Source organism: Pseudomonas sp. MDT1-17 (genome assembly GCF_054898105.1).
The window spans coordinates 6,211,006-6,223,443 of sequence record NZ_JBUBVM010000001.1 but is presented as its reverse complement, the minus strand read 5'-3'; the positions used below and the strand labels follow the sequence as shown (position 1 = coordinate 6,223,443).

Genomic DNA, 12,438 nt, shown 5'->3' with positions numbered 1-12,438 from the left:
TCAGGCAGTTTCCCGTACGTTGAGAATGGTCAGAACGGTTTGCACATTTTGCGCGGCGTCACGACCCAGACTGGTCAGATAACCACCATCTGGCTGGGTGATCAGTTCTTTGTCGAACAGTCTTAGGGCGGCGGCAATGGCTTTCGGGGCAGCGGTCTGATGAATTTTCAAACCTTCCTGGGAACTGTCCAGGTTGAAGAGTGCGAGGATTTCCAGTTCGGCAACCAACTCAGGGGTAAGCGACATAAGGACTCCAGACTTTCTAGGAATTGGACGACAGCGTCCCTAAGGTGATCCCACTTGTGCGGCATGTCCAGTGCTCGCGACAGGGTTTTTTCACCTCGGGATGCATTCCCCGGCGGGTAGTGCGGCAGCGGGGTGCGTACCAGTGTAGTCAGGGTCTGGGGGAAGGCAGGAATGATTGGTGACAATCTGTGTGGGAGCGAGCAAAGCCGCTCCCGAAAGGTAGTCGCTTACTTCTTTTCCGGCGGTAACTCTGGCAATGCACGCAACGCGGTTTCATACCATTCAGTGTTGAACGCGCGGTCTTCTTCGAGGATCGCGTCGATTTCCACTGCCAGAACGTGGGCCATCAGATTGAGAATTTCTTCACGCTCGTAACCCACCAATGTCAGCTTGTTGAAGGTGGCCTTGGCGGCTGGCGGGTTGTCGCTTTCGATCTGGTTTTCGATGGCTTCGACCAGGGTGTTTTCGGCGAACTCTTCTTCGTCGATGTCGTCTTGGTTGTTATCGGGGGTTGGCTCGCTCATGGCAGGCTCCTCAAGGAAAGACGGCCAGTTTACCTGCATTCAGCGCTGTGATGCTGCTGGCAAGAAACGTCGCGGCGTTCTATAAAAGGCACCTGCCAACCCCGCACGACCTGGAGACTATGTGATGCTCAAGCTTTATGGATTTTCCGTCAGCAACTACTACAACATGGTCAAGCTGGCGCTGCTGGAGAAGGGACTGCCATTTGAAGAAGTAGTGTTTTACTCAGGGACAAGCCCCGAGGCATTAGCCATCAGCCCGCGCGGGAAGGTGCCGGTGCTGGGCGTCGAACAGGGTTTCGTCAACGAAACCAGCGTGATTCTCGAATACCTCGAACAAAGCCAGAAAGGCACGCCGCTGTTGCCGAGCGATCCCTTTGAGCGGTCGCAGGTCTTGGCGCTGGCCAAGGAAATCGAGCTCTACATCGAATTGCCGGGACGCGCCTGCTACGCCGAAGCATTTTTCGGAATGACCGTGCCGGAGGCGATCAAGGACAAGACCAAAGCCGAGTTGCTGCTGGGGTTTGCCTCATTGGGCAGGCACGGCAAATTCGCCCCTTACGTGGCAGGTGACAGCCTGAGCATTGCGGATTTGTATTTCCTCTACAGCGTACCGTTAGCCTGTGCAGTCGGTCAGAAGCTGTTCGGTATCGATCTGCTGGCCGAGATACCGGCGGCGAAGGCGTTGCTGGAGCGTCTGGAACAGAACCCGCATGTGCAGCGGATTGCAAAGGACAAGGAAGCGGCAATGCCAGCGTTTTTGGCGATGGTCGCGTCCAAGAAGTAGGTTTTTTAGCGTCTTCAAGACCGCATTCGCGAGCAGGCTCGCTCCCACATTGGACCTATGGTGTTCACAAGGTCTGTGTTCACCACCGATTTAATGTGGGAGCGAGCCTGCTCGCGAAGCTTTTGGCGGTTTAGCGGCTGGCGAGTAATGCCTGGCCGCGAGCCACGGCCTTCTTGACCTGCGCCGGCGCAGTCCCGCCGATATGGTCCCGGGCATTCACCGAGCCTTCCAGCGTCAACACGGCGAACACATCCTGATCGATCTGGTCGCTGAACTTGCGCAGCTCTTCCAGGCTCATTTCTGCCAGGTCTTTCCCGCTTTCCACGCCGTACTTCACGGCATGGCCAACGATTTCGTGGCAGTCACGGAACGGCAGGCCGCGACGAACCAGATAGTCGGCCAGGTCAGTGGCGGTGGAGAAACCGCGCAGTGCCGCTTCGCGCATCATCGCGTGTTTGGGTTTGATCGCCGGGATCATGTCAGCAAAGGCCCGCAGCGAGTCACGCAACGTGTCGGCGGCGTCGAACAGCGGCTCCTTGTCTTCCTGGTTGTCCTTGTTGTAGGCCAGTGGCTGGCCTTTCATCAGGGTCAGCAGGCCCATCAGTGCGCCGAATACGCGGCCAGTCTTGCCACGCACCAGCTCCGGCACGTCCGGGTTTTTCTTTTGCGGCATGATCGAGCTGCCGGTGCAGAAACGGTCTGGCAGATCGATGAACTGGAACTGGGCACTCGTCCACAGCACCAGCTCTTCAGAGAAGCGCGACAAGTGCATCATCGCGATGCTCGCGGCCGAGCAGAACTCGATGGCGAAGTCACGATCGGACACGTTGTCCAGCGAGTTGCCGCCCACAGCGTCGAAGCCCAACAGTTGCGCGGTGAATTCGCGGTCGATCGGGTAGGTGGTGCCCGCCAATGCAGCGCTGCCCAGTGGCATGCGATTGGTACGTTTGCGGCAATCGACCAGGCGCTCGTAGTCGCGGCTGAGCATTTCGAACCAGGCCAGCATGTGGTGCCCGAAGGTCACCGGCTGCGCGGTTTGCAGGTGAGTGAAGCCCGGCATGATGCTGCCGGCTTCGCGCTCGGCCTGCTCCAGCAAGCCTTTTTGCAGACGGGTGATTTCGCTCAGGATCAGGTCGATCTCGTCACGCAGCCACAGGCGGATGTCGGTGGCGACCTGGTCGTTGCGGCTGCGGCCGGTGTGCAGCTTTTTACCAGTGACGCCGATGCGGTCGGTCAGACGCGCCTCGATGTTCATGTGCACGTCTTCGAGGTCGATGCGCCAGTCGAACTGGCCAGCCTCGATTTCACCCTGGATGGTCTTCAGGCCATCGGTGATGCTGTCGCGCTCGGCATCGGTCAGCACGCCGACCTTGGCCAGCATTGTGGCGTGGGCGATCGAGCCCATGATGTCGTGGCGATACAGGCGCTGGTCGAAAGTGACGGAGGCGGTGAAGCGGGCGACGAAGGCGTCGACGGGTTCACTGAAGCGGCCGCCCCAGGACTGATTGGTCTTGTCAGTGCTCATGAATTCGCTCGTATCGGCTGAAGAAAGATGGCGTTTAAAGCTGGTGCGGATAATAACAGGGTTGCCAATCCTGTCGCTGGCACTGGTCGAGACGTTTTTTTCTCATGCTGCGGTCCATACTCAAGTTAACGCGAGGAGGGTTGCGCAACGATATTTTTCAATTGAGCAATATCGTGCCGGCAACCGTCTACAGTTGGACAGTAGGATCAGCGCACTTCCAGACGCTGCAGCTGACTATAAGAAGAGGGGGTGTTCATATTGTGTATCAACAAACCCTACGGCGATGCCTCGCCAGCGCGGGCCAGGGCCACTAAACGCACGACAGATAAAAATTTAGCCGTCGGTCGGGCGGCACTTTTTGGCCCTCGCGCTAGTCTTAGCGTGGATCGCGGTGACGGACGCCACTTCACCTGTCTACGCTATCCTTGTGCGAGACTCACGCAGGAATCCAGCGCAATATGAATGTCCTGATCGTTGATGACGAACCCCTTGCCCGCGAGCGCCTGAGCCGAATGGTTGGCGAACTCGAGGGATACAGTGTCCTGGAGCCTAGCGCCACGAACGGCGAAGAGGCGTTGGCACTGATCGACAGCCACAAACCGGATATCGTGCTGCTCGATATCCGCATGCCGGGCCTCGATGGCCTGCAAGTGGCTGCACGATTGTGCGAACGCGAAACCCCACCCGCCGTGGTGTTCTGCGCTGGGCCCGATGAATTTGCCGTGGAAGCCTTACAGGCCAGCGCCGTAGGCTATCTGGTGAAACCTGTGCGTACAGAACAATTGCATGAAGCGTTAAAGAAAGCCGAGCGGCCCAATCGCGTCCAGCTCGCGGCCCTGACCCGTCCCGCCGCCGAAAGTGGCAGCGGCCCACGCAGTCACATCAGCGCCCGTACCCGTAAGGGTATCGAACTGATCCCGTTGGGTCAGGTGGTCTACTTCATTGCGGATCACAAATACGTGACCTTGCGCCACGAAGGCGGCGAAGTGCTGCTGGATGAGCCGCTCAAGGCCCTTGAAGATGAATTTGGCGACCGCTTCGTGCGCATCCACCGCAACGCGCTGGTCGCCCGCGAGCGCATCGAACGCCTGCAACGCACGCCTCTGGGGCATTTTCAGCTGTTCCTCAAAGGCTTGAACGGCGATGCCCTGATCGTCAGCCGACGGCATGTGGCCGGGGTGCGCAAGATGATGCAGCAGCTTTAATCCGCCATTTACGAGCGGGTTGCATCCCGATTGCTGGACGTCTGAGGCCAGGGAGGCCACGCGGTTTCTGATACAAGTCAAAGTGGATTTGGCTGAGCTGTTATTATCCGCCGTATCTATTCAGTACGGATTGATCCATGTCCTCTCGCGAAATCCGCATCGCCACCCGTAAAAGTGCTCTCGCCCTGTGGCAGGCCGAATACGTCAAAGCTCGTCTGGAAGAGGCCCATCCGGGTCTGCTCGTGACGTTGGTGCCCATGGTCAGTCGCGGTGACAAGTTGCTCGACTCGCCACTGTCGAAAATCGGCGGCAAGGGCCTGTTTGTCAAAGAACTGGAAACCGCGCTGCTGGAAAACGAAGCCGACATCGCCGTGCACTCCATGAAAGACGTGCCGATGGACTTCCCTGAAGGGCTCGGTCTGTTTTGCATCTGCGAGCGCGAAGACCCGCGCGATGCGTTCGTCTCCAACACCTACGCCAGCCTGGATGAGTTGCCGCAAGGCAGCGTCGTCGGTACCTCCAGTCTGCGCCGTCAGGCTCAATTGCTGACCCGGCGTCCGGACCTGGAGATCCGCTTCCTGCGCGGTAACGTCAACACGCGCCTGGCCAAGCTCGATGCCGGCGAATACGACGCCATTATCCTCGCTGCTGCCGGCCTGATTCGTCTCGGCTTTGAAGATCGAATCACCTCGGCCATCAGCGTCGACGACAGTCTGCCGGCCGGTGGCCAAGGCGCGGTGGGTATCGAATGCCGTAGCGTCGACAGCGAAATTCACGCGCTGTTGATGCCGCTGCACCATCAGGACACCGCCACTCGCGTGATTGCCGAACGTGCTCTCAACAAACATTTGAATGGCGGCTGCCAAGTGCCAATCGCCTGCTACGCCGTGCTTGAAGGTGAGCAGATCTGGTTGCGTGGCCTTGTCGGTGATCCGAACGGTGGTCTGCTGCTCTGTGCCGAGGCTCGTGCGCCACGCAGCGACGCCGAAGCCCTGGGCGTGCAAGTGGCTGAAGACCTGCTGAGTCAAGGCGCCAACGACATTCTCAAAGCAGTCTACGGCGAGGCAGGTCACGAGTGACGGGCTGGCGCCTGCTGCTGACGCGTCCCGCGGATGAGTCGGCGGCGCTGAGCAGTCTTTTGGCCGAAAAGGGGATTTTCAGCAGCAGTTTGCCGCTTTTGGAGATAGAGCCGATTCCTGTCTCTGACACAATGCGCGAAGTGATTCAGGGTCTGGATCGCTATTGCGCGGTGATCGTCGTCAGCAAGCCGGCCGCCAGAATTGCTGTGGATTTGCTCGAGCGGTTTCGGCCGCAACTACCTCGTCTGAAGTGGTTCAGCGTGGGCGCAGCCACCGCGCAGATTCTCGAGGATCGCGGGTTGGACATCAGCTACCCGGTGGATGGCGATGACAGCGAAGCCTTGCTCGAACTTCCCTCTTTGCGCGAGGCCATCGCACGGCCCGGTCCACGCGTGCTGATCATGCGCGGGGAGGGCGGGCGCGAGTTGCTGGCTGAGCGTTTGCGCGAGCTAGGTGCTAGTGTCGAGTATCTGGAGTTGTACAGTCGCGGCCTGCCGCAGTACCCGTCAGCGGCCCTGCCTGAGCGGATCCGGGCGGAACGCTTGAACGGGCTGGTGGTCAGCAGTGGACAAGGTTTTGAGCACCTGCGTCAATTGGCCGGCGATGCCTGGCCGCAATTGGCGCAGGTGCCGTTGTTTGTTCCAAGCCCCAGGGTCGCCGAGCTGGCACGTGCCGCCGGGGCCCAAACAGTTGTGGATTGTCGCGGCGCCAGTGCCGCGGCTTTGCTGACGGCGTTACGGGAGCACCCCGTGCCCGTTCTCTAATGCAAAGGATGGATACGTGAGCGAAACTGCCTTGCCTAAAGATGACGTCCAGCCAGTGCTTGATGCACCGGTTGAAGCACCGGTTGAAACCGGGCCACCTGCTGCAGTGCAGCGCCGAGGCAATGGGCTGGCAATCGTCGCGCTGTTGCTGGGCGCTGCCGGTGTCGCCGTGGGCGGATGGGGAGTCTGGCAGGTGCGTCACCTGCAAGCCAATACTCAACAGCAGTTGAGTCAGGTCCAGGCATTGAACGATCAGGCGCAGGACCTGAAGCTCAATGAACAACGCCTGACTGCTCGCCTGGCGCAAATGCCTGCCGCCGACGAACTCGACGCTCGCAGTCGTTTGGTCACTCAACTTCAAGGCGATCAGCAACGCTTGAATCAACGTCTGGAAACGGTTCTCGGCGCCAGCCGCAAGGACTGGCGTCTGGCCGAAGCCGAGCACCTGCTGCGCCTGGCCAGCCTGCGTCTTTCCGCGTTGCAGGACATCAGCAGTGCCCAGGCCCTGGTGCAGGGCGCAGATGAAATTCTGCGCGAACAGAATGACCCGGGTTCCTTTGCCGCTCGCGAGCAAGTGGCCAAAACGCTGGTGGCATTGCGTAGCACCGAGCAGCCGGATCGCACCGGGTTGTTCCTGCGACTAGGGGCGCTGCGCGATCAGGTGATCAGCCTCACCGAGCTGGCACCCGAGTACAAGGATCGCGGTGAATCCCTGCTGGGTCTCACCGCTGATGGCGACGGCGCGAGTCGCTGGGCGCAATGGTGGGATCAGGTCTCGCGCTACATCCGCATCGACTTCAACGCCGACAAGAATGTGCGTCCATTGCTGGCCGGGCAGAGCCTGAGCCAGGTGCGCCTGGCCCTGAGCCTGGCACTGGAGCAGGCGCAATGGGCCGCGCTCAATGGCCAGGCCGCCGTTTACACCCAGGCGCTGGCCGAAGCCAGGGACGTGCTCAAGGGCAACTTCAACCCGGACAACCCGCAGAGCAAAGTGATGCTCGAGCAGGTTGGCGAATTGAGCAAGCAGCCGGTCACCGTGGTCACGCCGGATCTGACCGGCACGCTGAGCGCGGTTCAGGGGTATCTGGAACGGCGTAACGTCAACGCCGAGGACTCGATCAAGCCGATGGCCAAACCTGCCGCGAACACCGCGCAGGAGGCGACGCCATGAAACGCCTCTATGTGATCGTGTTCCTGGTGATCGCCGCGGCTGCCGCGCTCGGGTTGGCGATTGCCGAGCATTCCGGTTACGTGCTGATCGCCTACAAAAGCTTTCGTTACGAATCGAGCCTGTGGGCAACCCTGGCGTTGGTCGCCGTGCTGTGGCTGGTGTTCTGGGGCATCAAGGCGCTAATCGAACTGGTGACGACCTCCAGCGGTGTGGTCAATCCCTGGTCGCGACGCAACCGTAGCCGCCGGGTGCAGGTGGCGATTGAACACGGTCAGCTGGATCTGGCCGAAGGTCGCTGGGCCAGTGCACAGCGTCATCTTCACCGGGCCGCGGAAGCCGAGCGCCAGCCGTTGCTTTACTACCTCGGCGCTGCCCGGGCCGCGAACGAACAAGGTCATTACGAGGAAAGCGACAACTTGCTGGAGCGCGCGCTTGAGCGACAGCCTCAGGCGGAGTTGGCGATTGCCCTCAACCACGCCCAATTGCAGACTGACCGCGGCGATACCGAAGGCGCCCTGGTAACCCTGCAAGCCATGCACGAGCGTCATCCTCATAACGTCCAGACGCTGCGTCAGTTGCAGCGCTTGCATCAACAGCGAGGCGACTGGTCGGCCGTGATTCGCCTGCTGCCGGAGCTTCGCAAGGACAAGGTCCTGCCACCGGCCGAGCTGGTCGAACTGGAACGTCGGGCCTGGGGTGAGAACCTGTCCCTGGCGGCGCATCAGGAAGCAGACGGGACGGTCGGCTTGCAGTCGCTCAACCGCGCCTGGCAGCAGCTGACCTCCGCTCAGCGGCAGGAGCCGCAACTGGTGCTCGCTTATGCAGAGCAGCTTCGGCAGCTGGGTGCTCAGGTCGAAGCCGAAGAGATCCTGCGAGCGGCGCTCAAGCGCAACTACGACAGTCATCTGGCACGCCTCTATGGACTTGTTCGCGGCAGTGATCCGGCACGTCAACTGCACACCGCCGAGGGCTGGCTCAAAGACCATCCGGCCGACCCGAGCCTGCTGCTGACCCTGGGGCGCTTATGTCTGCAAAGCAGCCTTTGGGGCAAGGCCCGGGACTATCTGGAAAGCAGCTTGCGCATGCAGCGCAATCCGGAAGCCTGCGCGGAACTGGCGCGGTTGCTGGCGCAGCTGGGTGACACCGAGCGCAGCAATCAGTTGTTCCAGGAGGGCTTGGGCTTGTTGGATGAGCGCTTGCTGGCGGCACCGTTGCCAGTTCCTGTTCACGCTTGATGAGTGAATGACGGGTCGCTCGAGCGGGCGATCCCGTCGGCTGCAATCTGCCGGGATTTTACCTTTGTAGTCCGTCATCGGCAGAGTCCTACAGAGGACTACACCTAATCCTCTCGTTTCTGTCGGGAATTCCCTACACTTCTGTTGAAGTGTCCCCGCTAGCCTGCCTTGAAAGGCTGGCGCGCTTTCCTCTACCGTAACCGCCTGTCTCTACTGTTACGGAAATGACATGTCTTTGGCCTGCTCACGCTCCTTGTTTTTCATGGCTTTCATTGCAGGTGCCCTGGCCCTGGGCGTGTCCTATTACCTGGAATATGCGGTCGGCCTCAAGCCTTGCGGGTTGTGCCTGTTGCAGCGGTTTTCCCTCGCGTTACTCACGGGCATCTGTCTGATGGCTTCGGTGCATGGGCCGGGCCGCTTCGGGTCATTTCTGTATTGGATGCTCGGTCTGCTTTGCAGTCTGGCGGGTACGGTCACGGCGTGGCGGCAGGTATTGCTACAGAGCGATCCAATGCATCAGTTGTTGACGTGCTCGCCCGATCTGGCTGTTCAGTACAAGGACTTGCCTTGGTTGTGTCAGGTGACGCACATGTTTAAAGGGGAGGCAGAATGCGCGGAGATTTCCTGGACACTGTTCGATCTGAGTATTCCTGAGTGGAGTCTGCTGCTCTTCATGGCAATGACGGTTTTAGGTATTTATCAGGTGCTGCGTCTTGTCTGGAAAGCCTGCCAGCGACCGCTCAGCGGCGAGTTGTCACACCGGGCGCTGGCGGGTGATTAAACACTTGTATGAACTTTATCTCCTGCGTACCTTGAAGCCATTGTCGCGCGGGCATAATCTGGCCCGCACGTGTCATTGGAATTATGTTGCTCGAATGACGCTCTGCCGGGCCAATACTTGATCTTCAAGTGTGCGACGGGTGTAGGGCAGCATGACCCACAAGGGAAGAGAGATCACCATGCTCGAAAGTTGTCAGAATGCTCAGGAACGTTGGGGTGGAGTGCATCTGCTGATCGATCGCTGGTTGCAGGAGCGTCACGAACTGGTTCGGGCCTATGATGCTCTCGGCGCCGAGCCTGAGGCGCTGGGTGAGAACCGTAAGCCGTTGCAGGAATTCTGCGGAGTGCTAGTCGATTACGTGTCTGCCGGGCATTTCGAGATCTACGAACAGTTGACCGGTGAAGCCAAGGCGTTTGGTGACACTCGCGGACTGGAGTTGGCCGAGACCCTCTACCCTCGTATCGACGTCATCACCGAGAAGCTGCTCGCGTTCAACGACCTGTGTGATGCAGGCAAATGCGTGGCAGAGAAATTCAAAGAGCTGGGTGGCCTGTTGCACGAACGCTTCGAACTGGAAGACTGCCTGATCGAAGTGCTGCACACCGCTCACAAGGAAGAAGATTCGGTTCAGGCCTGAACCCCTTCCCGCAAGACCTCCAAAAACGGTGCGCTATGCGCGCCGTTTTCGTTTCCGGTATTCAGCGTGTGGCACCGCGCAATTCGACTTCGAATACCAGCGGTGTAAACGGCGCGATCAGGTCGCCGGCACCCTCGGCGCCATAGGCCTGGGCCGATGGAATCACCAGGCGCCATTTCGCGCCGACCGGCATTTGCTGCAACGCGCTGCGCCATCCGCTGATCACGCTGTCGAGACTGAACCACTGCGGCTGACTGTTCTGGTCGAACACTGTGCCGTCGGGAAGGCGACCGATATACAGCACCTGGACTTTGCCGTTGGGGCCAGCTTTGGCACCAGTGCCCGGCGCCAACTCCGTCAGCAATATTCCATCGGCCAGCTCACGAACGCCCGGTCTGGTTTTTTCCTCGTCGAGAAACGCCCGCTCTTTTTGGAGCGCGATTTCGCTTTGCGGCAGGGTGGGTTGCAAGGCGACCTGGGCTTCGTGCTCGGCAAGAATCTGTTCGATCTGCTCATCTTTCAGCGCCAGTGGCTTGCCTTGATAGGCTTGTCGCAAACCTTCGATCAGCGCCTGAAGTTGCAGATCGGGAACCTCCTGACGCAGGCGTTCGCCGAGGCTCGCGCCCAGGCTGTAAGAGAGATCGTGAGTGTCATTTTCTTTGGTTTTTTCGGCGGCCTGGGCCACGGAAAAAAACACGCACAGTGATAAAAAAAGGTAGCGCGACATGGGCACTCTCCGACCTGAGATGCGCAGGATTATGCCAGTGTGAATGCGCTCAACGGTGAACTGGTTTTACGCAGACGCAGAAGAATTTCAATCCGTTGCAACGCAGCGCTTTGGATACTGTCAACATGCCCTAGCGGCGGTAGCAGCAGAGGTCTAGTATGAGCCGCACCCACGTCAGCCAGGAGGTAAACCATGTCGGCCACCAAGAAGCCAGTAAATACTCCGTTGCACTTACTCCAACAACTCTCGGGCAGCTTGCTCGAGCATCTGGAAAACGCTTGTTCCCAAGCCATGGCTGATGCTGAAAAACTGCTCGCCAAACTGGAAAAGCAGCGCGGAAAAGCGCAGGAGAAATTGCACAAGTCCCGTACCAAATTGCAGGACGCTGCGGCAGCCGGCAAGGCCAAGGCACAAACCAAAGCCAAAGGCGCGGTGAAGGAGCTTGAGGACTTGCTCGATGCCCTCAAGGATCGTCAATCGGAAACTCGCAGCTACATTCTGCAACTCAAGCGCGATGCTCAAGAAAGCCTGAAACTGGCCCAGGGCGTCGGTCGTGTACAAGAGGCTGTCGGCAAGGCGTTGTCCCTGCGTTCGGCCAAGCCTGCCGCGGCTCCTGCCAAGAAAACCGCTGCCAAACCGGCTGCTGCAAAAGCACCGGTGAAAACCGCAGCAAAACCAGCAGCGAGAAAAGCAGTTGCTGCCAGCGCTGCGAAACCGGCTGCTAAAACGACGGCTGCCAAGCCTGCCGCAGCCAAATCTGGCGCTGCAAGAACTGCTGCTGCCAAACCCGCCGTGGCGAAAACTGCCGCTGCTAAACCGGCTGCTAAACCAGCTGCAAGAACGGCCGCTAAACCCGCAGCAAAACCAGCAGCCAAAACTGCAGCCAAAACTGCAGCCAAAACTGCAGCAGCGAAACCTGCTGCCAAACCGGCCGCCAGATCTGTCGCGGCTAAAACCGCTGCAAAACCGGCTGCGAAAACTGCGGCCAAACCCGCTGTAAAAGCAGCGGCCAAGCCGGCCGCTAAACCAGCCGCTAAACCGGCAGCCAAACCTGCTGCTGCCAAACCGGCCACCGCCAAACCCGCTGCCAAGCCAGCAGTGAAAAAACCGGTTGCCGCCAAGCCGGTCGCCGCGCCAGTTGCCAAGCCAGCCAACCCGGCTCCGGCAGCAACGTCTGCTTTAGCAGCAGCCACCTCGACAGCCACGCCAGCGCCAACGCCGGCCGCCGCTTCGATCGCAGCAACCACCCCAACCAGCGCTTCCTAAGGGCCGGTTACCGCGACGCGCAGCTGATGCAGCGCGTCGCGGTCCAGGTGGGCGGCGCCTGCCGTCACACCTTCCAGCCAGGCCGATAGATCGGTCGCCTCACCTTGCGGCCAACTCTGTGCCGATCGCTCCAGCCGCAACAACAGATGGCGTTCGGCGTCGAGCTCCAATCTCTTTACTTGTTCGCGCAGCGTAGTCAGCTCGGCATCCTCAGTCGCGGCGGCTTTCCATTGCATGCGCAATGCTCGCAGCGGTTGAACGACATCGGTCTCCCAGGGCTCGGCCACAGTGCGAAGTAGCTGCAATCGCTGCTCGTTACAGGCAACGCCCCGCTGTGCCAGCCACAATCCACCGAGCAGCAAGCACACATTCACGCCCGCCGACTGTAATCGCAGGCAGGCGTGCTCAACGCCGGGACGGGTGTAAGTACTAAGGGAAAAGCTCCACAGGTCAGAGGACATAGTGCTACTCGCGCCAGTTGCGAGCGAAGCTGG

The 12,438-nt window shown here is 59.8% G+C and carries 14 protein-coding genes and 1 pseudogene; 10 read left to right on the top strand and 5 right to left on the bottom strand.

Annotated features, from left to right (window positions below; genetic code table 11):
• The gene (locus ACYZTX_RS28790; RefSeq protein ID WP_462036851.1) at window positions 1–246 is read right to left on the bottom strand and encodes a TIGR02647 family protein; all 246 of its coding nucleotides are present in this window, start codon (window positions 244–246) and stop codon (window positions 1–3) included.
• 227 nt (window positions 247–473) lie between these two features.
• Entirely contained in the window at window positions 474–770 is a 297-nt protein-coding gene (locus ACYZTX_RS28785) for a hypothetical protein (protein ID WP_462036850.1), read from the bottom strand.
• 124 nt (window positions 771–894) lie between these two features.
• On the opposite strand from ACYZTX_RS28785, the gene ACYZTX_RS28780 reads away from it, so the two are divergent.
• Entirely contained in the window at window positions 895–1,554 is a 660-nt protein-coding gene (locus ACYZTX_RS28780; protein WP_462036849.1) for a glutathione S-transferase family protein, read from the top strand.
• A gap of 130 nt (window positions 1,555–1,684) precedes the next feature.
• On the opposite strand, the gene argH is transcribed toward ACYZTX_RS28780, so the two are convergent.
• Window positions 1,685–3,079 (bottom strand): argininosuccinate lyase, encoded by a 1,395-nt coding sequence (gene argH / locus ACYZTX_RS28775; protein ID WP_010465079.1) that lies wholly within the window; start codon window positions 3,077–3,079, stop codon window positions 1,685–1,687.
• 139 nt (window positions 3,080–3,218) lie between these two features.
• On the opposite strand from argH, the pseudogene ACYZTX_RS28770 reads away from it, so the two are divergent.
• The 8 genes and pseudogenes from ACYZTX_RS28770 to rsd all read left to right on the top strand — a co-directional run.
• Window positions 3,219–3,541, top strand: a pseudogene (locus ACYZTX_RS28770) (sensor histidine kinase); the annotation flags it as partial.
• Window positions 3,538–4,284, top strand: a complete 747-nt coding sequence (locus ACYZTX_RS28765) for a LytR/AlgR family response regulator transcription factor (RefSeq protein WP_449645358.1) — start codon at window positions 3,538–3,540, stop codon at window positions 4,282–4,284. The pseudogene ACYZTX_RS28770 and the gene ACYZTX_RS28765, both read left to right, overlap by 4 nt.
• Before the next feature lie 137 nt (window positions 4,285–4,421).
• Window positions 4,422–5,363, top strand: coding sequence for a hydroxymethylbilane synthase (hemC, locus tag ACYZTX_RS28760; protein WP_462036848.1), 942 nt, complete (start codon window positions 4,422–4,424; stop codon window positions 5,361–5,363).
• Complete coding sequence (locus ACYZTX_RS28755; RefSeq protein WP_462036847.1) at window positions 5,360–6,127, top strand: uroporphyrinogen-III synthase; 768 nt, start codon at window positions 5,360–5,362, stop codon at window positions 6,125–6,127. Before hemC ends, ACYZTX_RS28755 begins: the two co-directional genes overlap by 4 nt.
• 16 nt (window positions 6,128–6,143) lie before the next feature.
• Window positions 6,144–7,298, top strand: a complete 1,155-nt coding sequence (locus ACYZTX_RS28750) for a uroporphyrinogen-III C-methyltransferase (RefSeq protein ID WP_462036846.1) — start codon at window positions 6,144–6,146, stop codon at window positions 7,296–7,298.
• On the top strand, window positions 7,295–8,533 hold the full coding sequence (locus ACYZTX_RS28745; protein WP_462036845.1) for a heme biosynthesis HemY N-terminal domain-containing protein: 1,239 nt from the start codon (window positions 7,295–7,297) through the stop codon (window positions 8,531–8,533). The genes ACYZTX_RS28750 and ACYZTX_RS28745 overlap by 4 nt, the downstream gene beginning before the upstream one ends.
• Before the next feature lie 229 nt (window positions 8,534–8,762).
• Window positions 8,763–9,314 (top strand): disulfide bond formation protein B, encoded by a 552-nt coding sequence (locus ACYZTX_RS28740; RefSeq protein WP_462036844.1) that lies wholly within the window; start codon window positions 8,763–8,765, stop codon window positions 9,312–9,314.
• A gap of 178 nt (window positions 9,315–9,492) precedes the next feature.
• The gene (gene rsd / locus ACYZTX_RS28735) at window positions 9,493–9,951 is read left to right on the top strand and encodes a sigma D regulator (RefSeq protein ID WP_462036843.1); all 459 of its coding nucleotides are present in this window, start codon (window positions 9,493–9,495) and stop codon (window positions 9,949–9,951) included.
• Between the two features lie 61 nt (window positions 9,952–10,012).
• Here the strand turns inward: rsd and ACYZTX_RS28730 are convergent, their stop codons facing one another.
• Window positions 10,013–10,678, bottom strand: coding sequence for an FKBP-type peptidyl-prolyl cis-trans isomerase (locus tag ACYZTX_RS28730; RefSeq protein WP_462036842.1), 666 nt, complete (start codon window positions 10,676–10,678; stop codon window positions 10,013–10,015).
• 192 nt (window positions 10,679–10,870) lie between these two features.
• On the opposite strand from ACYZTX_RS28730, the gene ACYZTX_RS28725 reads away from it, so the two are divergent.
• Window positions 10,871–11,944 (top strand): AlgP family protein, encoded by a 1,074-nt coding sequence (locus ACYZTX_RS28725; protein WP_462036841.1) that lies wholly within the window; start codon window positions 10,871–10,873, stop codon window positions 11,942–11,944.
• Here ACYZTX_RS28725 and ACYZTX_RS28720 read toward each other — a convergent pair.
• Complete coding sequence (locus tag ACYZTX_RS28720) at window positions 11,941–12,405, bottom strand: TIGR02444 family protein (protein ID WP_462036840.1); 465 nt, start codon at window positions 12,403–12,405, stop codon at window positions 11,941–11,943. The two genes, ACYZTX_RS28725 and ACYZTX_RS28720, sit on opposite strands and share 4 nt — an antisense overlap.
• Window positions 12,406–12,438 lie beyond the last annotated feature (33 nt).